The organism is Thermocatellispora tengchongensis, assembly GCF_014202315.1.
Classification (GTDB): Bacteria; Actinomycetota; Actinomycetes; order Streptosporangiales; family Streptosporangiaceae; genus Thermocatellispora; species Thermocatellispora tengchongensis.
Map to the genome: position 1 here is coordinate 263,553 of NZ_JACHGN010000010.1, position 23,381 is coordinate 286,933.

Annotated in this window: 19 protein-coding genes and 1 tRNA gene; 14 read left to right on the plus strand and 6 right to left on the minus strand. The window is 73.1% G+C overall.

Going from position 1 to position 23,381, the window contains the following annotated elements:
- The first annotated feature begins 1 nt into the window (after position 1).
- From HNP84_RS24305 to HNP84_RS24320, 4 genes are all read left to right on the plus strand, one after another.
- Positions 2–460, plus strand: coding sequence for a peroxiredoxin (locus HNP84_RS24305; RefSeq protein ID WP_185052182.1), 459 nt, complete (start codon positions 2–4; stop codon positions 458–460).
- 25 nt (positions 461–485) lie between these two features.
- Positions 486–797, plus strand: a complete 312-nt coding sequence (locus HNP84_RS24310) for a hypothetical protein (RefSeq protein ID WP_185052183.1) — start codon at positions 486–488, stop codon at positions 795–797.
- On the plus strand, positions 797–1,735 hold the full coding sequence (locus HNP84_RS24315) for an ROK family protein (protein ID WP_185052184.1): 939 nt from the start codon (positions 797–799) through the stop codon (positions 1,733–1,735). Before HNP84_RS24310 ends, HNP84_RS24315 begins: the two co-directional genes overlap by 1 nt.
- Positions 1,736–1,759: 24 nt before the next feature.
- Positions 1,760–1,831, plus strand: a tRNA-Val gene (locus HNP84_RS24320).
- 130 nt (positions 1,832–1,961) lie between these two features.
- On the opposite strand, the gene HNP84_RS24325 is transcribed toward HNP84_RS24320, so the two are convergent.
- Together HNP84_RS24325 and HNP84_RS24330 are read right to left on the minus strand one after the other, a co-directional pair.
- Positions 1,962–2,654 carry a GntR family transcriptional regulator gene (locus HNP84_RS24325; RefSeq protein ID WP_221336653.1) on the minus strand — a complete coding sequence of 231 codons (693 nt, stop codon included), beginning with the start codon at positions 2,652–2,654 and terminating at the stop codon, positions 1,962–1,964.
- Positions 2,655–2,700: 46 nt separating this feature from the next.
- Positions 2,701–3,588, minus strand: coding sequence for a dihydrodipicolinate synthase family protein (locus HNP84_RS24330; protein ID WP_185052185.1), 888 nt, complete (start codon positions 3,586–3,588; stop codon positions 2,701–2,703).
- A gap of 91 nt (positions 3,589–3,679) precedes the next feature.
- Between HNP84_RS24330 and HNP84_RS24335 the strand changes: the two genes are divergently transcribed.
- The 5 genes from HNP84_RS24335 to HNP84_RS24355 all read left to right on the plus strand — a co-directional run bounded on the left by HNP84_RS24335 (position 3,680) and on the right by HNP84_RS24355 (position 8,949).
- On the plus strand, positions 3,680–5,050 hold the full coding sequence (locus HNP84_RS24335; RefSeq protein WP_185052186.1) for an MFS transporter: 1,371 nt from the start codon (positions 3,680–3,682) through the stop codon (positions 5,048–5,050).
- Entirely contained in the window at positions 5,047–6,060 is a 1,014-nt protein-coding gene (locus HNP84_RS24340; RefSeq protein WP_185052187.1) for a dihydroxyacetone kinase subunit DhaK, read from the plus strand. The genes HNP84_RS24335 and HNP84_RS24340 overlap by 4 nt, the downstream gene beginning before the upstream one ends.
- A complete protein-coding gene (locus tag HNP84_RS24345; protein ID WP_185052188.1) occupies positions 6,057–6,674 on the plus strand; it encodes a DAK2 domain-containing protein in 618 nt (205 codons plus the stop codon). Before HNP84_RS24340 ends, HNP84_RS24345 begins: the two co-directional genes overlap by 4 nt.
- A 250-nt stretch (positions 6,675–6,924) precedes the next feature.
- Positions 6,925–7,491, plus strand: coding sequence for a cysteine hydrolase family protein (locus tag HNP84_RS24350; protein WP_185052189.1), 567 nt, complete (start codon positions 6,925–6,927; stop codon positions 7,489–7,491).
- Positions 7,492–7,668: 177 nt separating this feature from the next.
- Positions 7,669–8,949, plus strand: a complete 1,281-nt coding sequence (locus tag HNP84_RS24355; RefSeq protein ID WP_185052190.1) for a tetratricopeptide repeat protein — start codon at positions 7,669–7,671, stop codon at positions 8,947–8,949.
- Positions 8,950–8,993: 44 nt separating this feature from the next.
- Here the strand turns inward: HNP84_RS24355 and HNP84_RS24360 are convergent, their stop codons facing one another.
- The 3 genes from HNP84_RS24360 to HNP84_RS24370 all read right to left on the minus strand — a co-directional run bounded on the left by HNP84_RS24360 (position 8,994) and on the right by HNP84_RS24370 (position 13,208).
- Positions 8,994–11,462, minus strand: a complete 2,469-nt coding sequence (locus tag HNP84_RS24360) for a DUF4132 domain-containing protein (RefSeq protein WP_185052191.1) — start codon at positions 11,460–11,462, stop codon at positions 8,994–8,996.
- Between the two features lies 1 nt (position 11,463).
- The gene (locus tag HNP84_RS24365; protein WP_185052192.1) at positions 11,464–11,856 is read right to left on the minus strand and encodes a hypothetical protein; all 393 of its coding nucleotides are present in this window, start codon (positions 11,854–11,856) and stop codon (positions 11,464–11,466) included.
- A 104-nt stretch (positions 11,857–11,960) separates the two neighbouring features.
- The gene (locus HNP84_RS24370) at positions 11,961–13,208 is read right to left on the minus strand and encodes an endo-1,4-beta-xylanase (RefSeq protein WP_185052193.1); all 1,248 of its coding nucleotides are present in this window, start codon (positions 13,206–13,208) and stop codon (positions 11,961–11,963) included.
- 238 nt (positions 13,209–13,446) lie between these two features.
- Here HNP84_RS24370 and HNP84_RS24375 point away from each other — a divergent pair, with 238 nt between their 5' ends.
- The 5 genes from HNP84_RS24375 (at position 13,447) to HNP84_RS24395 (ending at position 20,381) form a co-directional block, all read left to right on the plus strand.
- Complete coding sequence (locus HNP84_RS24375) at positions 13,447–13,635, plus strand: hypothetical protein (RefSeq protein WP_185052194.1); 189 nt, start codon at positions 13,447–13,449, stop codon at positions 13,633–13,635.
- Positions 13,636–13,700: 65 nt separating this feature from the next.
- A complete protein-coding gene (locus HNP84_RS24380) occupies positions 13,701–13,997 on the plus strand; it encodes a hypothetical protein (protein ID WP_185052195.1) in 297 nt (98 codons plus the stop codon).
- A 213-nt stretch (positions 13,998–14,210) separates the two neighbouring features.
- Positions 14,211–15,242, plus strand: a complete 1,032-nt coding sequence (locus HNP84_RS24385) for a TerC family protein (RefSeq protein ID WP_185052196.1) — start codon at positions 14,211–14,213, stop codon at positions 15,240–15,242.
- A gap of 218 nt (positions 15,243–15,460) precedes the next feature.
- Positions 15,461–17,803 (plus strand): glycoside hydrolase family 6 protein, encoded by a 2,343-nt coding sequence (locus tag HNP84_RS56180; protein WP_185052197.1) that lies wholly within the window; start codon positions 15,461–15,463, stop codon positions 17,801–17,803.
- A 283-nt stretch (positions 17,804–18,086) separates the two neighbouring features.
- The gene (locus HNP84_RS24395; protein WP_185052198.1) at positions 18,087–20,381 is read left to right on the plus strand and encodes a HelD family protein; all 2,295 of its coding nucleotides are present in this window, start codon (positions 18,087–18,089) and stop codon (positions 20,379–20,381) included.
- Between the two features lie 41 nt (positions 20,382–20,422).
- Here HNP84_RS24395 and HNP84_RS56185 read toward each other — a convergent pair whose 3' ends face one another.
- Positions 20,423–23,194: an ATP-binding protein gene (locus tag HNP84_RS56185; RefSeq protein WP_185052199.1), complete on the minus strand. Its 2,772-nt coding sequence runs from the start codon at positions 23,192–23,194 to the stop codon at positions 20,423–20,425.
- Positions 23,195–23,381: the final 187 nt, after the last annotated feature.

Below are 23,381 nucleotides of genomic sequence, written 5' to 3' on the forward strand. Positions count from 1 at the left end.
GATGGGGATCGAAACGGGCTCACAAGCCCCGGACTTCACCTTGGCCGACCAGCACGGCACACCGGTCACGCTGTCGGCCCTGCGCGGCAGCAGGATCGTCCTCGTCTTCTACCCGCTCGCCTTCAGCCGGGTATGCCACGGCGAACTGGACGCCCTCAGGGACGACTTCGCGCCCGGCCTGCCCGCCGACGTCCGCCTGCTCACCGTCTCGGTGGACTCCATGTTCGCCCAGCGCGCCTGGGCCGAGCAGGAGGGCTACGAGTTCGCCATGCTGTCCGACTTCTGGCCGCACGGAGAGGTCGCGCGGGCGTACGGCGTGTTCGACGAGGATAAGGGGCTCGCCAAACGGGGCACTTTCATCATCGACGGCGAGGGCGTGGTCCGGTGGAAGGTCGTCAACCCCGTGCCCGAGGCACGCGACGTGGCCGACTACACCAAGGCGCTCGCCGAGATCTCCTAGTTTCCCGTCACCTACGGAGGCCACCATGCCCTGCTACCGATGCGGGGCCCGGCAGACCGACCCGGTGCGCGGCGCCAGCCCGTGGCGGCGCGGCGTGCACCAGGAGACCCAGGTCCTGATCTGCCCGGACTGCCAGCGAGCGCACGACCTGCAGCTCGACACCTGCCACACCTGCGGCTCCACCAGCCTGATCTGCCGGCTGGGCGAGGTCGAGTGCCGCGGCTGCGGCGCCGTACGCCAGGCCCGCGCCACGGCCCGGGCCCGCCGCCCCGCGCCCTCGGACGACCTGTCCGACGAGGTCGCCGCGGCCCTGAACCGCGTCCTGGGCCGCGCCTGATGCCGCCGTACGTCGTCGCCCTGGACGTCGGCGGCACCTCCATGAAGGGCGGCGTGGTCACCGCCGACGGCACGGTCGCCCACACCGAGAGCCGCCCCACCCCCCGCCCGGCGGACGCCGCCGTGGCGGCGATCCGCGCCTTCGTAGCGGACCTCATGACGACAGAGCCGGGAACCCCCGCAGGCATAGGCATAGTCGTCCCCGGCCTGGTCACCGACGACGCCGCCCGCTACAGCGCCAACATCGGCTGGCGCGACGTCCCCGCCGGCGCCTTCACCCCGCCCTCCGCGGCCGGCGTCCCGATCCGCCTGGGCCACGACGTCCGAACCGCCGGCCTGGCCGAGAGCGTCCTCGGCACCGGCCGCGACCTCTCGGACTTCCTCTTCCTCCCCATAGGCACCGGCATAGCCGGCGCCATGATCATCCAAGACGCCCCGTACGCCGGCGCCACCGGCTGGGCCGGCGAGATCGGCCACATCCCCGTCTTCCCCGGCGGCGAGACATGCGCCTGCGGTCAGACCGGCTGCCTGGAAACCTACGCCTCCGCCTCCGCCATCCCCCGCCGCTACACCCACAAGACCGGCATCCCCGCCACCACCGCCGAGGTCATCGCCGCCGCACCGACCGACCCCGCCGCCCAGGAAGTCTGGACCGACGCCCTGGAAGCCCTCTCCCTGGCCCTGGCCACCTACACCCTCCTCCTGGACCCGGCGGCCATAATCGTGGGCGGCGGCCTCTCCCAGGCCGGCGAAACCCTCCTGACCCCCCTCCGCCCCCGCCTGTCCTCCCGCCTCACCTTCCGCCCCGCCCCACCCCTGCACACGTCCTCACTGGGCCCCCACGCCGGCATGCTCGGCGCCGCCCTCCTGGCCTGGCAGGCATCCGAAACCGACACCTGGCACCCGCCCGATGTGCCACCGCCCCCCATGGTGTCGTAAGGTGTAGTGCCGCACATCGCGCCCGGGCGGTTAGCTCAGCGGTAGAGCACTCGCCTTACAAGCGAGGGGTCACTGGTTCGAACCCAGTACCGCCCACCTGCGAAAAAAGCCCCGTCTCCGATCTTGGAAACGGGGCTCGTGCCATTGGTGTGCCATCGGATGGTGATCGTGGCGTGAGCGTCCGGACCGGATTCTCACGCCACGTGGGGGCATGCGGCCCGTCGGGTCAGGTGGCGATGGCCTTGGACTCCATGTCCGCGACCGTCCACTCCTCGACCTCGTCCAGGTGGACGGCCGCCGCCTCCTGGGCGGCGGTGGTGTCGCGGGCCGCCATCGCGTCCAGGATCTGGAGGTGGCGGCGGGTGGATCCGGCGATGCGGTGCGGGCCGGTGGCGCCCAGCACGCGGAGCCACTGTACGAACGGCTCGGTGGAGGAGCGGGCCCGGATCAGGCGGGCGTTGCCGGTGGCCGCGACGATCTCGTTGTGGAGCCGGCTGTCGCTGGCGAAGAACGGCTCGTAGTCGCCCTGTTCGGCCCGGGCCAGCGCCTCGACCGCCTCTGCGCGCAGGTCGGCGATCTGCTCCAGCGGCATCGATCGGGCCGCGATCCCGGTCGCGACCCATTCGATGCCCTTGCGGAGCTGGCAGACCTCGTGCACGTCGGTGATGCCCGGCCGGGCCACGAAGGTGCCCGAGCGCGGACGCGTCACGATGAGCTGGTCGAGTTCGAGGCGGGCGAGCGCCTCGCGTACCGGGGTCCGCGAGACGCCGAACTCCGCCGCGACCGCCTGCGGGTCCAGCCGCGACCCGGGCGCGTACGTACCACTGGTGATCCGGTCGCACAGGATCCGGTAGAGCTGCTCCGCGATCGAGTCCACGACAAGCGGGGAGTCCTTCGTCACGGGCGTCAGAGGCGGCACGGTCTCTCCTGCTCTCCAGCGGGCGGGGCGGTTGCTCCGGGTGCGGCTAGGCGATCAGGTTAGCCGCGCGCAGCGCCGCGGCGATGCGCTCGCGCTCGGCCGGGCTCGCGGGGGAGAACGGCCTGCGCGGCAGCCCGCCGTCGCGGCCCTGCAGCCGCAGCGCGGCCTTGAGCGTCGCCGGCAGGTTGGGGCCGTCGATCGCCCGCCACACCGTGAGGATACGCTCGTGCAGTTCTCGCGCGAGATCATGGTCACCCGCCTGCACGGCATTCCACAGTTCGACGCTGAGCCGGGGCGTGACCGTCGGGATGGCGGCCAGCGCGCCGTGCGCCCCGAGCATGAACGCCGGATAGTGCAGGTCGTCCAGCGCGGCCAGGATGGTGAACCTGTCGCGCACCCTGGCCAGCAGGTCGACCAGCAGGTGCATGTCGCCCCCGCTCTGCTTGACCGCGACGAGCTGGGGCACCTCGGCCAGCCGCTCGATCACGTCCACGGGGACCAGTGCCCAGGGCACTACGTTGTACAGCACGATCGGCAGGTCCACCGCCTCGCCGATCTCGCGGAAGTAGGCGACGGTCTCGTCCGCGGACGGGGAGAAGACGTAGTGCACCGGGGTGATCTGCAGCGCGTCCACCCCCGTCTCCTTCAGCGCCAGCGAGTAGCGGATCACCTGGGCCGTGGAGTTCTGGATCACTCCGGCGATCACCGGCACCCGGCCGGCGACCTCTTCGACGACCACGCGGCAGATGTCCGTGCTCTCCTCCAGGGAGAGCGTCTGGCCCTCGCCGGTGCTGCCGCAGGCGCAGATCGCGGTCACGCCGGCGTCCAGGAGGTACTTCACCTCGCCCCGCAGCAGATCCAGGTCCACCCGGTCGTGCTCGTCGAAGGGCGTCACGACGGTGGAGATCATCCCGTGCAGATCGAGACTGCGCATTACGGCTCCTCGGCTCAGGTGTTGCGGTCGCGTAAAATCTAGTGTCTGATATATCAGACTATCAGACGGGGGTTGACGTGAAGGGATGCTCATGGACAGCTCGATCGACCGCGCCGCGGCGCAGGCGGTCCCGCGAACGCCGTTGAAGCGGGTGGTGTGGGCCAGCGCTCTGGGGACCACGGTGGAGTACTACGACTTCACCCTGTACGCCACCACCGCGGCCCTCGTCTTCGGCGACGTGTTCTTCCCGGCCGAGACGCCGCTGGTCGGCACGCTCGCCGCGTTCGCCACGTTCTTCGTCGGCTATCTGGCCCGGCCTCTCGGCGGCCTGATCTTCGGGCACTTCGGCGACCGGCTCGGCCGCAAGAACGTCCTGATCATCACGATGCTGATGATGGGCGCGGGCACCTTCGCGATCGGCCTGATCCCCTCCTACGCGTCGATCGGCATCACCGCGCCGCTGCTGCTCGTGCTGATCCGGCTGGTGCAAGGGCTCGGCATGGGCGGCGAGTACGGCGGCGGGGTGCTCATGGCCCTGGAGTACAGCCCCAAGGAGCGCCAGGGCCTGTCCACCTCTCTGGTGCACATCGGCACCCCGGCGGGAGTGCTGCTCCCGGTGGGCCTGGTCACCCTGCTCGACACCTTCCTGCCCGAGGGCACGTACGAGGCGTGGGCGTGGCGGTTGCCGTTCCTGCTGAGCATCGCCCTCATCGGCGTCGGGTTCTACATCCGGCTGCGCCTGAGCGAGAGCCCCGAGTTCGTCAAAATGCGCGCCGAGCGCGAGGTGCGCACCGTGCCGGTCAAGGAGCTGTTCGTCCGGCACAGCGGCAGTGTGGTGCTGTCCATCCTGGCCAAGATCGCCGAAAGCGGCCTGTTCAACGTCTACTACGTCGTCGCGGTCGCGTACGTCACCACCGAGCTGGATCTGCCGCGCGGCCCCGTGCTGCTCACCGTGCTGATCGCGTGCCTGGTGGAGTGCTTCACGTTGCCGTTGTTCGGCGCGCTGTCCGACCGTGTGGGCCGGCGCAGGGTCTACATCGCCGGCGCGGTGTTCCAGGCCGTGCTGGCCGTGCCGTTCTTCCTGATGGTGCAGACCGGCGACTTCGCGCTGACCACCGTGGCCATGGTGCTCGGCCTGGCCGTCGGTCACGGCTCCATGTACGGCGCGCAGGCGGCGCTGTTCGCCAACCTGTACCCGGTGCATGTGCGCTACACCGGCCTGTCGGTCACCCAGCAGGTCGGCGCCACCCTTGGAGGCGGCCTCGCCCCGCTGGCCGGCACCGCCCTCCTGGCCGCCGCCGGCGGGCACTGGACCTGGCTGGTCGCCTACATGGCCGGCGTCGCCGTGATCTCCAGCCTCGCCGCGTCCCGGCTGGCCCACGGTGAAGCGCCTGTCCCGGGCGGGGCCCGGCGCAGGGGACGTACGGTCGGAGCCCGCGGCACCGGCGAGGGCGCCCGATGAGCCGCCCCTTTCTCCCCGGCGCCGATCCGGTCGGCGCCGCGCTGCGCGGCTTCGCCCGTGCCCACGCCGGGCTCGTGGAGCTGAGCGAGGACCCGGTCCACCTGCGAGCGCGCGAGCGTGACCCGCGGCGTTCGGTCGGGCTGGTGTCCGGCGGGGGCTCCGGCCACGAGCCCCTGCACGCCGGCTTCCTCGGCCGCGGCATGCTCGACGCGGTCGCGCCCGGCCAGGTGTTCGCCTCACCGCACAACCGGCAGGTGCTGCACGCCAGCCGGGCGGCGGCCGGGAGCGGCGGCGTGCTGCACGTGGTCAAGAACTACACCGGCGATCGGATCAACTTCGGCATCGCCGCCGAGCGGCTGCGGCACGAGGGCATCGAGGTCCGCCGCGTGCTCGTGGACGACGACCTGGCGACCGACAGCGAGCAGACCGCGACCGGGCGGCGTGGCACGGGCGCGACCGTCGTGGTGGAGAAGCTGCTGGGCGCCGCGGCCGACGAGGGGCGCGGACTCGACGAGCTCGCCGACCTCGGCGCCGCCTTCGCCGCGGCGTCGCGCAGCCTCGCGGTCGCCGCGCGGGCGCAGACCTCCCCGCACACCGGATCGCCGGCCTTCGACCTCGGCCCGGCCGAGCTGGAGTACGGCGTCGGCATCCACGGGGAGCGCGCCGCGAAGACCGTCGACCGGCCCCCGCTTGAGGAACTGCTGCCGCGCATGGTGGACGAGCTGCTGGCGGCGCTGCCGCCCGGCCCGGACGACCTGCTGGTCCTGGTCAACGGCCTCGGCGCGACCACGCAGCTCGAACTGTACGCGATCTTCGAACGGGTGGCCGCGGACCTCGACGCCCGTGGCCTGGACATCCGCGAGTCTCTGGTCGGCACCTTCGTGCCCGCGCTCGACATGGCCGGGTTCTCCCTCACCCTGACCCGGCTCCACGACGGGTGGAGCCAGTGGTGGCGGGCCCCCGCCCGCACCCCCGCGTTTCCCTGCCAGGATCAGGAGGCCATCCGATGACCGGCTCGTCCGTGCTCCGCCGCTACGTCGCCGCGGTCGCCGAGGCGCACGCCGAGCTGACCCGCCTGGACCAGGCCAGCGGCGACGGCGACTTCGGCGACAACCTGCGTGCCGGCCTGGAGCGCGTGGCACGCGAACTGGACGCCACCGGCTCCACCGGCCACGGCTTCGAGGTGGCGGGACGGGTCTTCCTCGACGAGGTCGGCGGCACCAGCGGGCCCCTGTTCGGCCTGCTGTTCAGCGAGATCGCCCGCGCCCTGGATCACGACCCCGCCACCGGCTGGGCCGAGGGCACCGCGGCCGGTCTGGCCGCCATCCGCCGCGTGGGCGAGGCCGAGCCGGGCGACCGCACCCTGCTCGACGCCCTTGCGCCCGCATCCGCGGAACTGGCCCGGCCAGGCGAGGGCGCGTTCCGGAGAGCGGCCCGGGCCGCCGCCGCCGGCGCCCACGCCACCGCCACGATGCGCGCCCGCCAGGGCCGCGCCAGCTACGTCGGCGCCCGAGCCCTGGGCGTCCCCGACCCGGGCGCCATGGGGATAGCCCTCCTCTTCTGGTGCCTCGCCGCCGTCCAAGACCCGCCAGCGCCCCCCTCACCCCTGGCCCACCCGACCTGACGGCCTTCACCGCGACACGCGGCGGGCCGCCGCAGGCGCCCCCCGAGCGGCCGGACTGGTGGGGTTGAACCGGCGGGCGTACCAGCCGGCCGCTCGGACCGGTTTCCCTGCGGTGGGGCGGCGCCCCCGGCACAGGTGGGGGCGGTGTCACGGCGCGGCGGTCCTCTTAGCCGGTGTGGCCTCTGGTTTTGTCGGTCGCGGGGCCTATGGTGGAGCCGCACACGAACCGCGATCCGATACAGGAGTTCCGTTGACGAGCCTGCCCGATCGGCCGAACACCGCACTGCTCGTGATCGACGTGCAGAACGGGGTGATGGCCGGCGCGTACAACCGTGATGGCGTGATCGCGAACATAAATGAGCTGGTCGGCAAGGCTCGCGTGGAGGATGTGCCCGTGGTCTGGGTGCAGCACTCCGATGAGCACCTCACGCGTGGCAGTGAGAGCTGGCAGTACGTGCCGGAGCTCGCCCGCCGCGATTCGGAGCCTCTCGTGCACAAGAGCTACGGCGACTCGTTCGAGGCCACCGAGCTGGACGCGCTCCTCGCCGAGCGTGGTGTGGGCAGGCTCGTCGTCACGGGCGCGCAGACCGACGCGTGCATCCGCTCGACCCTGCACGGGGCCTTCGTCCGGGGTTATGACGTGACGCTGGTCGGCGACGCGCACACGACGGAGGACCTGACGGCGTACGGCGCGCCGCCGCCGGAGCAGGTGATCGCGCACACCAACCTGTACTGGCAGTGGCAGAGCGCACCGGGGCGCCGTGCGGGGACCGTCGAGACGGCGAAGGTGACCTTCGCGGCCGACGACGCGAGCTGAGCGGGCGCGCCGCCTGCGACCGACCCACTTCCTCTCGTACGCCCCCGGGTGTGGTGGACGTCCGCTGACGATGCCGGGCCACCGCACGCGGGGAGTCCCGCGGAAACCCCGAGCGAGGGCGTCGCGTCCCCGGCAAACCAGATGAATCCGACAGCCGGACGTCAGTAGTGTCGTCGCATGGACGATGATCTCCGCAAGGCGCGGGAGCTGGCCGAGGCCGGCGACGTCGGCGGCCTGATGCGGCATCTGCGTTTCACCGCGGTCCGGCTCGCGATCGGTGACACCGCGCCGCTCGTCGGGCGGGCGGCGGAGCTGATGGGGTTCACCGATCTGGTGGAGGCGGCGGCCGGGGTGGCCGAGCGGCCCGGTCACCCGCAGGCGCTGTACGCCTACGGCTACGCGTGCATCGAGCGGGGGGTCGCCTTCCTGGCGATTCCCGCGCTGCGGGCGGCGCTGGCGGGGGAGCCGGGGTCCCTGGGCATCCTGCGGGAGCTGGTGGCCGGGCTGGAGGACGAGCACCGGCACGGTGAGGCCGTCGCCGTCCTGGCCGAGCACGAGGCCGACCTGCCGCCGTGGCCCGACCGGTACCTGCTGGCGTACAACGCGCTGATGGCGGGGGATCTCGACCGGGCCGCCGCCGAGTCGGCCGGGCTGCCCGTCCCCGACGACGAGCGGTGGCTGCCGGCGCGCGACCGCCTGGCCCGGATGGTCGAGCGGGCGCGGGCGGCTCAGGCCGTCGGCCCGCTCGACGACCGCGATCTGCGGGGCTGGCACTTCGCCCTCTCCGGCGGGGTCCTGGCCACCCTGTCGCCGTACGGGTTCGACCAGGGCATGACCGGCAGGTACGCGTACCTGAGCGACGACTTCGGCGCCTGCCTGCGCGGCCTGCTGCGCCTGCGCACGATCCTGGAGGCGGCGGGGCGGAGCCCGCGGGCGGTGGCGCTGCTGCCGGGCCGGGGTGATCACGCGCTGGGCCTGGCCGCCGCCCAGGTGCTCGGGCTGCCCGGGGAGCCGTTCGCCCCCGGCCGGACCGACACCGTCGTGGTCGCCTACGACCTGAACGAGGCCGACGGCGACGTGCTGGAGGCCCTGTTCGAACGCCTGCCCGGCCAGGTCCTGTACGAGCACGCCACGTGCTGGACCGACCCCCCGCCCATCAGCGCCGACGTCAGCGCGCTGACGTGTCAGACGGTCGTGCCGCCCTGGGGGGAACGGCTGCGGTACGGGCCCGATGGGTCCGTGGAGAAGTCACCGCCCGACGAGCGCGGGGCGGAGGACCTCGCGGCCGAGATCCTGCGGGCCGACCCCGCCGCCGACGAGGGCGACGGGGCGACGCCCCCGGACACCGATGATGTGCTGGCCCGCTTCGTGACCGGGGTCGCGGGGGTGTGGGCGGCCGGCGGCACCCGGGACCGGGTCCGCTCTCCCGGCCCGGTCCGCAGCTCCCGGTTCATCTAGCCGCCTTCGGCGGCGCTCGCCCGCCGCGCGGTGATCGAGGCGGGTCAGGGGCGGATCTGGCGGGTGATGGACGGGTCGGTGATCTCGGCGTCGGCGGCCAGCAGGAACGCCTTGGACAGGATGACCGACAGCATGCCGCCGTCTTCCTCGAAGGGCAGGAAGACCCGGTCGCCGTCGCCCTGGGGGACGATGCACAGGTAGGCGTCGTTGGGCTCCATCAGGATGTTGCCCGAGCCGAGGTGGATCCGGTACGTGCGCAGGTCGCCGCGTACGCGCAGGAAGCGGTCGAGCAGCGTGCAGCGGCCGGCTATGGCCAGGCGGGGCAGCAGCCGGGCGAGGGCGTCGCGGCGGATCTGGCCGCTCTCGGTCAGCTCGCCGAAGCCGTACGACTGCCAGTACTCGCCGTGGCCGTGCGGGTCCAGGCCGGTGGAGGTGACGCCGACGGCCAGGTCGGCGTCACGCAGCGCCTCCGAGAGCGTCAGCGGGGGCACCTCGGCCAGCGGGACCACCTCGCCGCGCGGCGAGACGAAGCGCAGCACGCCGCTGAGGCAGATCGAGGCGGTGCCGAAGCCGTCGCCCGGGGCGGAGTCGGGGTCGAGGTCGAAGTCCCAGCATGCGCTCAGCCCGCCGGGCCACTCCTTTACGGCCTCCGCCTCGCCGGAGCCGTACTCTGGGCCCCAGTGGCCCAGCGACATGCCGGTCCAGCCGCGTTCGGTGAGCAGGGCCTTGGCCTGGCCGTAGCGGAGCAGATGGCCGCTGAAGCGGCGCGAGCGGTCGTACGCGCGCTCCTCGGCCGGGGTGAGCACGTACACCTCGCGGAAGGCCTGCTTGAACGGCTGGCGCAGGCCCAGTCCGAGGAGGTGGTCGCGCCAGGCGCGGACCTCCTCCACCGGCTTGTCGATGGGATGCCAGAGGCGGACGGGGGTGCGGGGGTAGGGCTGGATGCGGCGGCCCGCGGGGTCGGTCAGCTCCCACCCGCCGTCGCGAAGGACCGCGAGCCCGGCCGGGCCCTGGAGGATCTCCCAGATCAGGTTCCTGGCGAACGCGCCCGTCACCGGATGGTCCAGGAAGAACTCGCACACCTCGCTCCAGCGCCAGATGCGCTCGGTGGCCAGGGCGCGCTCGATCCGGAATCGCTCGGCGGGCAGGGTCTTCCGCAGCTCCTTGGCCGTGGCCTTGAGCTCGGCCAGCAGCCCGGCGTGCTCCCGGCGCACCGCCGTGGGGATGGACTTGCGCACCTCGCCCGAGGGATCGACGTAGGAGATGCCGCCCTCGACGCTCAGGCGAAGGCCGTGCTCGGTGCGGGTGCCGTCGGGGCCCAGGCCGAAATCCGGGACGGTGCGGTCGAGCAGCCGCTCCGGCGACAGGCCGGTCTGAGCGGCGACGTCGTCGAGGGCGCGGGCGACGGCCGCGAGAACGCTCTTCTTGCGCACCTTCGCCTGGACGCGCGCCATCTGGGCGATCACCTCCGGGCCGCCGCGCCGGGCCAGTACGCCGATCGCGGCGTTGGCGACCATCTCGCTGCGGGCGTTGGCGCCGGCCCCGCCGATCCCGGTGCCGGCCGCGACGGCGATGTCGCCCAGCAGCGGCGTGACCCAGGGCTCGGTCAGGGAGTCGCAGGTCCAGATCATGCCGCGCAGCAGCACGCCCGTGCGCTTGTGCAGATAGGTGACCACCGTCCGCTCGCGCTCGTGGTGCCTGTGCCGCACGACCTGCTCGCGGTAGGCGGGGAGGCGGCCGAGGATCTCACGGGCCAGGGCCACAGCCTCGGGCGTGGCCCGGCGCGCCGCCTCCTCGCGCCAGTGGTCGCTCGGGTTGGCGGACGTGGCCGTGCTCCACCGCCGGGCGAGGGGCAGCGCGGAGGGGGCGCCGAGGCGTCCGGCGTACTCGTCGTGGATCAGCCGGGCGAACCCGTCGCGCAGGGGGACCAGCACGCGGGCCGCGGCGGCCGGGTCGCAGACGGCCAACTGGTCGACCAGCAGGGTGTCCAGGGCGTGCTTGACGTCCCAGCGGTCGGTGAGACCGCTCTGCTCCTCCAGGGTGTGGTGGACCTGCCGCAGGTGCGGGAGCAGGGGCGCGCGCTCGGCCATGGGCAGGAGCCGGGTGGCGGCCACCGGTATGCGGTACAGGTCCTCGAAGTGCTGGTCCGGGTCGGGCAGAGCGAGGGTGATGCGCCAGAGCAGGTCCAGCTCCCGTGCCGACCAGGTGAGCGCGCGGCGCGCGATGGCCCGCGGGAAGGCACCCAAGGTCCAGCAGTACCTCTCCGGGCCGTCCACCTGGGACCACACCATGTGCAGCCGCATCTGGGTCCACAGCGCCATGGCCCGCCACCCGGCGTCGTTCCACTGGGCGGTGAGCCGTCCCACGGGCGTGTCGGCGAACTGGTGGGCCGGCCAAGCCGACCCGGAGAAGGTGTACGCCGCGTCGAGCCGGGCGAACGCCTCCAGCGTGGCCGCGTCGAGCTCGCCGAGCCAGCCGCGGTGCTCGGCGGGGAGCGCGTCGAGAACGCCCATGTCAGCCCCCCACCAGCGGGACGAGCTTGACGAAGGACACCACCGGGCCGGCGGTCAGGTCGATCTCCTCCGCCAGGTCCTCGATCTGGCGGTCGCCCACCAGGAGCAGGAAGCCGTTGCGGGCGAAGGCGGCCTCGGCCGCGTCGGCCTGCCGTTCCCAGTCGAGCCTGCGCACGGCGCCCATGCGATAGCCGTTCGGCTCGGCCTTGGCGCCGGTGGGCTTGACCAGGCCGCGGAAGTGCGGGGAGGGCGCCGCGTTGTAACGGGCGACCTCCTCGCGCACCCGCAGGCGTACCAGTTCGCGGGCCGAGATCCGCTCGGGCAGCCCAGGGAGGGAGAACTCCTCCAGCGCCCGGCCGGTGGCCGTCTCGTCGCGGAAGATGACCGACGCCATCGAAAGATCCTGTTCCTCGGTGGGGGGTGACGGCGTTCGTTATAGCAACGGCGGACGACAAAACCGGGCGCGGGCGACGGGCTGCGGTCAGGGCTCGCGTGCCGTCACAGGGCGATGGTGGTCTCGCCGGTGGCGGGGAGGGTGAAGGTGGCGCTTCTGCCCGCGGCCGTGATCTCGTACGTGCCCGGCCAGCCCGTGATCTCGGCCTTTCCGGCGGCGTCGGTGGTCAGGGTGGTGGGGGACAGCCACCACTCGCCCTTGATCAGGTCGTGCAGGGCCTGGTAGGAGGGCTTGGGGGTGCCGTCGGCGCGGACCAGGCCGGCGGGGGCGCCGAGCCAGCCGCCGTCGCTGAAGTCCCAGTAGGTGATCGCCTGTACGGACGGGTGGCCGAGCAGGGTCTTGTAGTGGCGGGTGATCTCGTCGGCCTGGCGGGCCTCGCCCTCGGGGGTGGTGGGCCATTCGTCGATCTGGTAGTCGTTCAGGTCCACGATCTCGGGCGGCATGAGGTGGCCGGAGACGAGGGTCGTCTCGGTGAAGTGCAGGGGCAGGCCGTAGCGGGAGAAGCGCTCGATGACGTCCAGGGTCTTCTCCTCGCCCCAGTAGCCCTGGTGCATGTGGCTCTGCAGGCCGAGCGCGTCGATCCGGACGCCGGCTTCGAGCACGCCCTCGATCAGGCACTCGTACGCCGCCGACATGTCGAAGTCGTTCAGCAGCAGGGTCGCGGTGGGGTCGGCCTCGCGGGCGGCGTCGAAGACCATGCGGATCATCGGGATGCGGCCGATGTCGCGGCACAGGCGGGTGATGCCGTTGCCGTACTTGTCGAAGACGGGCATGATCACGACCTCATTGATCACATCCCACATCCCGATAAGTCCGGAAAAGTCGGTTAGGTCGCGCCGGATCCGCGCCACCTGCGCCTCGGCGATCTCCGCGTTCGACAGGTCGAGCAGCCAGTCGGCCGTCACCGTGTGCCAGGCCAGCGGGTGCCCCTTGACCGCGCATCCCCGCTCGCGGAACCAGCGTGCCGCGTTGCGCAGCCGCTCGGTGTCGGGGCGGCCGCGTACGGGCTCGAACCGGCCCCAGTAGAACGGCAGCGTCGCGAAGTTGAACAGGTCGAGCCAGAGCTCGGCCACCTCCGGCGACTCGGCGGGCATGGTGACCGGCTCGCCGTTCGCCAGCGGGATCTGCTCGAACCCGGTGCAGCCGAAGAGGAAGGCGTGGTCGCGCTGCGCGACCACCACCTCCCGCCCCGCGAGCGGAGCTCCGTCGAGGGTGACGGCGAGCCGGGCGTGCGTGGTGCGGGCCGCGCGGATCGCGGCGTCCAGGGAGGCGGCGTCGGTGGCAGGAGGCATCGGGCGGCTCCGGGTGGTACTGGGCGAGCGGTCGTGCGAAGCCTCCGGCGCGTCTCCGCGGCCGGAGGGTTCGCGGGGATCACTCTACGAGCGGCGCCTCCCGGAGGTCATCAGGGATTTTCCGGCGCCCTTCGCGGGCGCGCTCGGCCGGCCGCCCTTCCCGGGGAGTGATCCGCGGTCGTGGGGGCAGGGGGACCGGGCAGCGTACGAAGGGGACAGCGTACGAAGGGGGCAAGGGGTGACCGAGACCGATCCCGAGGGCCGTGAGCCGAGGCCACAGGTTCCGGACGAGCGCGAGGGCGCCGAGGGCATGACCGAGCCGTCCGGGGTGGACGAGCAGGGGCCGCCGGCGCAGATTCCCGACGACCGGCGGGGCGCCGCCGGGCTGGCGGGCGAGGAGGACGAGGCCCGGGAGAAGGGCGGCTGACCGGCTCTGACTAGCGGAGGCGGTATCGGGGTAGCAGTACGAATGGACCACTCAAGGGGGATGAAATGGTTCGAATGCTGCACAAAATGGGCATCCGCTCCGGGATGATGTACACGGCGGGGGTCGCCTCGATCGGCCTGGCGTTCGCGAGCTGGCTCGCCTCGAACGCCAAGGAGCACGCGGGCCTCGACCGGGCCGACCGCTGGGGCATCTTCATCGGCGAGTGGGCGCCGACCTTCTTCGCGCTCGGCGTCGCGCTCCGCATCGAGGAGACGCACCGCGAGATCGGCCCGTCCGGCGAGATGTACGGCGAGATGGAGACGCCGGAGCACCAGAGGATGCCCTCGCGCGCGGGTGTCTGACCGCACGTCCCTTCCCCGCCCGCAGGCGCCGGAGTGCGCGCGGGCGGGGAAGCGTGTGCGGAGGGGGCTTCCGGCCCCACAGGGCCGCGATCGGGGCGGATCGGCCAGGACGGTACGGCCGGCGCGGGCTCGGGCCCGTGCGGCCGGAGATCGGGTACGGCGGGGGAGGCTCCCGGCGGGAGGGACCGGCGCGGAAAGGGGGACGGGCGGGCCGTGGTGAGCGGGTGGGCGTGGGGGATCACGATCGGGCTCGTCGTCGTGCTGCTGGCGGTGGACTTCCTGGTCGCGGCGCGTCGGCCGCACGTGGTGAGCATGGGCGAGGCCACGTTCTGGTCGGTGCTGTACGTGGGGATCGCGCTGGCGTTCGGGGCCGTGCTGTGGGCGCTGGCGGGGCCGCAGGCCGGCACGGAGTACATCGCCGGATGGGTGGTCGAGAAGAGCCTGTCGGTGGACAACCTCTTCGTGTTCGTGATCATCATGACCCACTTCGCGGTGCCGGGGGAGTACCAGCAGAAGGTGCTGCTGTTCGGCATCGCGGCGGCGCTGGTCATGCGGGTGGTCTTCATCGTGATCGGCGCGGCGGCGATCAGCCTGTTCTCCTGGACGTTCGTGGTGTTCGGGCTGTTTCTGATCTACACGGCGGTGCAGCTCGTCCGGCACCGCGACGAGGAGCCGCAGGTGGACGACAACACGCTGCTCGTGTACGCGCGCCGCGTGCTGCCCGCGACCAGTGACTTCCACGGCGGCCGGCTGCTGGCGCGCGACGAGGAGGGCCGCAGGGTCGTCACCCCGCTGCTGTTCGTCTTCGTCGCGATCGGGAGCACCGACCTGCTGTTCGCGCTGGACTCCATCCCCGCGGTGTTCGGCATCACCAGCGACCCGTTCATCGTCTTCGCGGCCAACGCCTTCGCGCTGCTCGGTCTGCGGGCGCTGTACTTCCTGATCCAGGGCCTGCTGCGGAAGCTGGTCTACCTCGCGATCGGGCTGGCGCTGATCCTGGGCTTCATCGGGGTGAAGCTGATCCTGGCGTTCCTGCACCAGGACGTCTCGCCGTCGATCCCGCACGTGCCCACGCCGCTGTCGCTGGCGGTGATCCTGCTGATCCTGGTGGTGACCACGGTGGCCAGCCTGATCCGCAGCAAGCGGCATCCGGAGGAGCGCGCGCACGCCGTCGCGGTGCGCGGACACCACCGCGAGCGGGCGCACCGGGAGGCGCCGCAGGCCCGACGGCGTGGGCCCGGCTGAAACTTTCAGTGATCTTGGAACTTGCCCCCGCGCGTTTGCACAGGTGCGGGTCCTCGCCGGGTGCGGCACACCGCCCACGCCGGGCCACCTTCTGTACATCTCCCTGAAACAAATCCACGCTGGGAGCGCTCCCACAGGCGGAACGCCGAGCTGGGCGCTGTCAGGCCGCCGATGTGGCGGCGAAACCATCGGTTTCCCTCAGGGAGAAGGAACGGTAAATGGGACCCCACAAGAGCTCCTGGCGCAGGGCGCTCACGGCGGCGGTGGTCACACTGCTCGCCGGCGTCGGCCTCATCGCCAGTCCGACGGCGGCCCAGGCCGCCGTCGCTTGCGAGGTGACGTACGCGAAGGCGTGGGAGGGCGGCACCGGCTTCGGCGGGAACATCACGATCCGCAACCTCGGTGACCCGCTGACCAACTGGACGCTCACCTTCGCCTTCCCCAGCGGCCAGACGGTCAGCCAGGGCTGGAACGCCGAATGGTCGCAGTCGGGCGCGAACGTGACCGCCCGCAGCATGTCGTGGAACGCCGCCCAGCCGACCGGGGCCCAGTGGAGCATCGGCTTCAACGGCACGTCCACCGGCACCAACACCAACCCGACCGGCTTCTCGATCAACGGGACCGCCTGCACCGGCCAGAACGGCGGCCAGCAGTCGCTGATCGTCACCCCGACCTCGGTGAACGTCCCCGAGGGCGGCACCACCACGTACGCCGTGCGCCTGGCGGCCCAGCCGTCCTCGAACGTCACCGTCACCTCGACCGCGGCCTCCGGCGGCGACGCCGACATCACCGTGGGCGGCGGCGCGAGCCTGACCTTCACGCCGAGCAACTGGAACACCAACCAGACCGTGACGGTCGCGGCGGCGCAGGACGGCGACAGCTCCAACGGCACCCGCACGATCAACGTGGCGTCGAGCGGCCTGACCACCGTGCCCGTCACCGCGACCGAGGTGGACGACGACTCCACCGGCGGCCAGCAGTCGCTGATCGTGACGCCGACCAGCGTGAGCGTCCCCGAGGGCGGCACCGTGACGTACACGGTGCGGCTGGCGGCGCAGCCGTCGTCGAACGTGACCGTCACCTCGGCCGCGGCCTCCGGCGGCGACGCCGACATCACGGTGTCGTCCGGCGCGAGCCTGACCTTCACGAGTTCCAACTGGAACACCCCGCAGACCGTGACGGTGGCCGCCGCGCAGGACAGCGACACCACCAACGGCACCCGCACCATCACCGTGGCCGCAAGCGGCCTGCCCAGCGTGTCGGTGACCGCCACCGAGGCGGACGACGACAACGGCGGCGGCCCCGGCCCGCGCGTGGACAACCCGTACGCGGGCGCGACCGGCTACGTCAACCCGGACTGGTCGGCCAAGGCCGCGGCCGAGCCCGGCGGCTCGCGCATCGCCAACATCTCGACCGGCGTGTGGATGGACCGCATCGCCGCCATCGAGGGCAGCTCCTCGGCCATGGGCCTGCGCGAGCACCTGGACGAGGCCGTCAGGCAGGACGCCGCCAACGGCAGCGCCGCGCTGACGATCCAGATCGTCATCTACAACCTGCCGAACCGCGACTGCTCGGCGCTGGCCTCCAACGGCGAGCTGCTCATCGCGCAGAACGGCCTCAACCGCTACAAGACCGAGTACATCGACCCGATCGCCGACATCATGGACGACCCGCAGTACCGCGACCTGCGGATCGTGACGATCATCGAGATCGACTCGCTGCCCAACCTGGTCACCAACCTGAACCTCGCCAAGTGCCAGGAGGCGCAGACGTCCGGGGCGTACGTGGAGGGCGTGCGGTACGCGCTGAACAAGCTCTACGCGATCCCGAACGTCTACAACTACGTTGACGCCGCGCACCACGGCTGGCTCGGCTGGGACTCCAACTTCGGGCCCGCCGCGCAGCTCTTCGCCTCCACCGCCCGCGGCACCACCGCCGGCGTGAACAGCGTGCACGGCTTCATCGTCAACACCGCCAACTACTCGGCCCTGACCGAGCCGTACTTCACCATCAACACCACGGTCAACGGCACCAGCGTGCGCCAGTCGAAGTGGCTGGACTGGAACTTCTACGTGGACGAGCTGACCTACGCCCAGGCGATGCGCCAGCGTCTGATCCAGGAGGGCTTCCCGAGCAGCATCGGCTTCCTGATCGACACCTCGCGCAACGGCTGGGGCGGCTCCGCCCGTCCGACCGGCCCGAGCACGTCCAACAACGTGGACGAGTTCGTCAACCAGTCCCGGGTCGACCGCCGCCTCCACGCCGGCAACTGGTGCAACCAGAGCGGCGCGGGCCTGGGCGAGCGGCCGAAGGCCAGCCCGGCGACCGGCATCGACGCCTACGTGTGGATCAAGCCGCCGGGCGAGTCGGACGGCGCCAGCGAGGAGATCCCGAACAACGAGGGCAAGGGCTTCGACCGGATGTGCGACCCGACGTACGAGGGCAACGAGCGCAACGGCTTCAACAAGAGCGGCGCGCTCCCCAACGCCCCGCTGTCCGGGCACTGGTTCTCGGCTCAGTTCCAGGAGCTGATGGCCAACGCCTACCCGCCGCTGAGCTGACGTAAGTCACCCCGACGCGGGCCCCGCCGAGCGCGGCGGGGCCCGCTTCTCGCGTGAAAGCGGCGTGACGCAGCGGCTGCGCGCCCCCGGCGGCGAGCGGCATGGCCGGCGTGAATCCGCGACGCCCGAGGCGGGGCACGCGACGCCGGAGGCGATCGGGGCCCGAAAGGGGCGGGGAATTGATGGCGTAAAGGGCGGGCGGCTCGCTATAGTTGACTCTTCGAATAGCCCGAACCGCAAAACTCACACTCGCCCAAAGATATTATTCCATGGGGGCTCGGAATTGTCAACTGCCGACATCGCCGCAGAGCGGCAATACGTCCACATGCTCTATGAAAGGCTCGACGACCTGCGCGAATACGTCTCCGGCCGACTGTGCGCGGTGCTGCGCGAAAACGGGGGAACGGCGCAGTCGCTCGTCGAGCGTGAGACGGCGGCGGCGCGCTATCACGAGCGGCTGGCGCATCTGCAGGCGGCCGAGAACGGGCTGTGCTTCGGCCGGCTGGATTTCCGCGACGGCGAGCGCAGGTACATCGGCAGAATCGGCCTGCTCGACGACGGCGACGGCGACCCGCTGCTGCTCGACTGGCGGGCCCCGGCCGCGCGCGCCTTCTACCTGGCCACCGCCGCCTCGCCCGACGGCGTGCGCAGGCGGCGGCACATCAGGATCAGGCACCGCGACGTCACCGAGATCAACGACGAGATCCTGGACCTGGAGGGCGCCCGGCAGGAGGGCGGGGTCACCGGGGAGGCCGCGCTGCTGGCCGCGGTCAGCGCCACCCGCACCGGCCGGATGGGCGACATCGTCGAGACCATCCAGGCCGAGCAGGACCGGATCATCCGCGACGAGCACCGGGGCGTGCTGGTCGTGCAGGGCGGGCCCGGCACCGGCAAGACCGTCGTGGCGCTGCACCGCGCCGCGTGCCTGCTCTACACCCACCGCGAGACCCTGGCCCGGCGCGGGGTGCTGATCGTCGGCCCCAACACCACCTTCCTGCGTTACATCGGCCAGGTGCTCCCCTCGCTGGGCGAGACCGGGGTGCTGCTGGCCACGGTCGGCGAGCTGTATCCCGGCCTGGTCGCGCGCCGAGCCGAGCCGGCCGCCGCCGCCGAGATCAAGGGCCGGGCCGCGATGGCGGAGGTCGTGGCCGCCGCCGTGCGCGACCGGCAGTGGGTGCCCGAGGACGCCCTGGACGTGGTGCTCGACCGCGAGACGGTGCCGCTGACCCGGGCCGACTGCGAGCGCATCCGCGAGCGGGCCAGGGCGTCCCTGCTGCCGCACAACCAGGCGCGGCCGATCGTGTTCCGGGGCGTGGTGGACGCGCTGGCCCGTACCATCGCCGACCTCTACGGCGAGGACGTGCTCGGCGGGGAGAACCTGTTCGGAGAGGAGGACGTCGAGGAGATCCGCGCGGAGCTGCGCACCGACCCCGGGGTGCGCGAGGCCGTGGACCGGCTGTGGCCCGCGCTCACCCCGCAGGACCTGCTCACCGGCCTGTACGCCTCCGCCGAGTGGATCGCCGCCGCGGCCCCCGGGCTCACCGAGGCCGAGCGCGCCCTGCTGCTGCGCGAGCCCGGCGGCGGCTGGACGCCCGCCGACGTGCCGCTGCTCGACGAGGCCGCGGAACTGCTCGGCGAGGACACCAGCGCCGCCGAGGCCGAGGCCCGCCGCCGCCACCGGGAGCAGGTCGCCTTCGCCCAGGAGGTGCTGCACATCGCCGAGGGCTCCCGCTCCACCGACCAGGAGGACGACGTGGAGGACGTGCTGTCGGTGACCGACCTGCTCGACGCCGAGGCGCTGGCCGGACGGCACGAGGACGCCGACACCCGCACGGCCGCCGAGCGCGCCGCGGCCGACCGCACCTGGACCTTCGGCCACGTGATCGTGGACGAGGCGCAGGAGCTGTCGCCGATGGCCTGGCGGCTGCTCATGCGGCGCTGCCCGACCCGGTGGATGACCCTGGTGGGCGACGTGGCGCAGACCGGCGACCCGGCCGGCGCGTCGTCCTGGGAGGAGGTGCTGGCGCCGTACGCGGGCGACCGCTGGCGGCTGGCCCGGCTCAACGTCAACTACCGCATGCCCGCCGAGATCGCCGAGGTGGCCGCGGACGTGCTGGCCGAGCTGGACCCCGGGCTCGAATCGCCCAGATCCGTACGCGCGACCGGCGTGCGCCCGTGGCGGCTGCGCTGCGAGGACCTGGCCGCGGGCCTGCCCGAGCTGGTACGCCGCGAGGCCGCCGCGGCGGGGGAGGGGCGGGTGGCGGTGATCGTACCGGCCGGCCGCCTGGCCGAGGCCGAGCCCGCCGTGGTCGCCGCCGCGCCCGGCGCGTCCGTCTCGGGCCGCGACGCGGAGGTCGATCTGGAGCGCCCGGTGAGCCTGCTGACCGTGCGCGACGCCAAGGGCCTGGAGTTCGACTCGGTGATCCTGGTCGATCCCGCCGGGATCGTGGCCGAGTCGCCGCGCGGCCTGAACGACCTGTACGTCGCGCTCACCCGCGCCACCCAGCGCCTCGGCGTCGTCCACCCCGGGCCCGTCCCGGCGCACCTGGCCCGGCTGGAGGAAACCCTGGCCGACTGAACAGGCCGCTCGACAACAGGCCGGTTGACCGAACAGGCCGGTCAACTGAACAGGCGGGCAAGCTCGACCCGGGAGCGGACGTCCAGCCGGGCGAAGATGTTGCGCAGGTGGTGCTCCACCGTGCGCACGCTCAGAAACAGCTGCGCGGCGACCTCCCGGTTCGTGGCGCCCTCGGCGACCATGCGGGCGATCTGGAGCTGCTGCGCGGTCAGCTCCCGGGCCGGCCGTGACGCCTCGCGGGGCTGGACCGCCTCGCCCGAGGCCCGCAGCTCGCCGCGCGCCTGCTCGGCCCACAGGCGGGCGTCGAAGCGCTCGAAGGTCTGCAGCGCGCCGTGCAGGTGCTCGCGGGCGGCCCCGGGGCGGCGGCTGCGGCGCAGCGCGCTGCCGTACAGCAACTGGGTCCTGGCCAGCTCGAACTCCGAGGACCCGGCCCGGTGCAGCTCCAGGGCGTGCCGGAAGCGGTCGTCGGCCTCGCGCGGCGGGGCGAGCAGGGCGTGGCAGCGGGCGGCGAGCGCCAGCCGGTCGGGGCTGGCGGTGCTGGACACCCACCGGTCGAGCACCGCCAGCGCCGCCCGCGCCCGCTCCCGGTCGCCGGTGCGCACGGCCGCCTCCACGAAGTGCGGCGTGGCGATCACCCGTACGACGACGTGGCCGCCGCCGCCCGAGCCCGCCGTGGCCCGCAGCCGGTCGGCCGCGGCGGCGGTGTTGCCCGACGACAGGTCCAGCACCGCGAGCGCCCAGTTGCTCAGCGCGCTGGTCAGGCCGAGCCCGTGCGCGTCGGCCAGCTCGATGGCGGCGCGGGAGCGGATGCGGCAGGTCTCGGCGTCGCCCTGCACCGCGGCCGACAGCGCCAGCCAGGCCAGGTGCTGGGCCGCGCTGTTGCGCTGCCCGGTCTCCTCGGCCCGCCGGTAGCCCTCCAGCGCGTTGGCGGCGACCGAGGCGTACCTGCCGAGCCAGCTCTCGGCGTGCACCAGGAACTCCAGCGCGTGCGGCACCGCCGCGGCCGCCCGCCGCGCCCGCGCGGTGTCCACCGCCCTGGACGACAGCGCGAGCGCGTGCTCGTCCTCGCCCAGCAACAGGCTGGCGACGCTGGCCCACACCAGCACCGAGGGGTTGGCCACCGAGGAGGACAGCTCCAGCACCCGGCGCAGCGGCCCGGTGGCCTGATCGTGCCGGCCGCTGAAGGTGGCCGCCAGGCCGTCCAGGTACTCGAACATGAGCTGGGTCGCCGCCGGGTCGTCGGGGCGGCGCAGCGCGGTGGCGTGCCGGGCGATGGCGAGATAGCGCTCGTGGTCCCCGGCCAGGTAGCTCGCCTCGCCCGCCCGCATCAGTGCCCGCACCGCAAGGGCGCGGTCGCGGTCGAGCAGCCACTCCGCCGCCGCCAGCAGCTCGTCGCGGGCGTGCGCGGGCTCGCCGCCGCGCAGCTCCAGGTGGCCCCGGATCAGCTCCGCCCGCACCCGCAGCTCGGGGGAGGTGGTCAGCGGGTGCAGCCGGGCCAGCAGGATTCTGGTGCGGCCCGGCTGCCCGGCCAGCCACGCGTCGTACGCCGCCGCCGCCAGCCGCGCGGCCTTGTCCGCGCGGCGCGCCGTCAGCTCGGCGGCCCGCTCGAAGGCCAGCGACGACTCCACGTACCCGCCCTGGCCGCGCGCCTCGCTCGCCGCCCGGTGCAGCTCGCCGGCCAGTTCCTCGCGCGGCCCGTCCAGGGCGGCGGCGCGGTGCCACGCCTGGCGCAGCCGGTGGTGGTCGTGGTCCAGCAGCCGGGCCAGGGTCCGGTGCGCGGCGCGCCGCCGCGCCAGCGACGCCTCCTGGTACACGATCGAGCGGACCAGCGGCTCCCGGAACCCGACCTCGCGCCCGCGCACCTCGACGATGCCCTCGGCCTCGGCGGGCTCCAGCGCGGCCAGCGCGTGCTCCGGTTCCACCGCGCGCATCAGCGTGTCGGTCTCCAGATGCGGGTCTGCCGCCACCATCAGCAGCACGGCCCGGGTCGCCTCGGGCAGGCGGGCCAGGCGGCGGGCGTGCGCGCGCCAGAGCCGGCCCCCGGGGGGCAGGGTCTCGGGCGGCGGCGCCGAGCCCCATAACTGCGCCGGGGTCAGCGCCCCGGCCAGCTCGATCAGCGCCAGCGGGTTGCCGCAGCCCGCGTCCAGCACGGCCGCGCGCACGTCCTCGGGCACGCCCTCCGGCAGCAGGCCGTCCAGCAGCGCGCGTGAGGCTTCGGCGTCCAGCGGGCGGAGCGTGCGCTCGGGGATCGCCGGCAGGCCCACGCCGCGCAGCCCGGCTCCGTCGCTCCCGGCGAACAGCAGCAGCACCGGCTCGCCGCGCAGCCGCCTGGCCGCGAAGAACAGCGCCTCGCGGCTGGCCGGGTCGAGCAGGTGCACGTCGTCCACGCAGGCCAGCACCGGCCGCTCGCGGGCCGTGGCGAGCAGCAGGTTGAGCACGGCCGCGTGCAGCACCAGGCCGCCGGTCGCGGTGCCGGTCTCCAGCGCCTGGGTCAGCGCGGCGGCCTGCGCCCACGGCAGCGCGGCCAGCCGGTCGGTGACCGGGCGCAGCAGGGCGTGCAGCCCGGAGAAGGGCAGCAGGTGCTCGGACTCGGCCCCGGACGCGCGCAGCACCGTGAAGCCGCCCTCGCCGGGGTCGCACGCCGCGTGCGCGGCGGCGTAGTCGAGCATCGTCGTCTTGCCCAGGCCCGGCGCGCCGAGCAGGAGCAGGGCGCCGCCGGACTCCCGGGCGCCCGCGATGAGATCCCGCAGCAGCGCCCGCTCGGCCTCCCGGCCGTGGCACGCCCGCGCGCCGCCGTGACGTTCGTGGGACACGCCCACAAGTGTTACGCCGGTGTGTCGGGAGGCGGAAGGCCCATCCCCGCCCGCGCGTCCGGCTGCCTGCGGGAACGCGTCAAGACCGGTGATTACCCGGATACGCGCCCGGCCTCCACCCGATGTCACGTCGCTGCGTCAAGGCGGTCAAGAACGAGTAAAGGGATCTTGCCGGTCTCGGCGTACC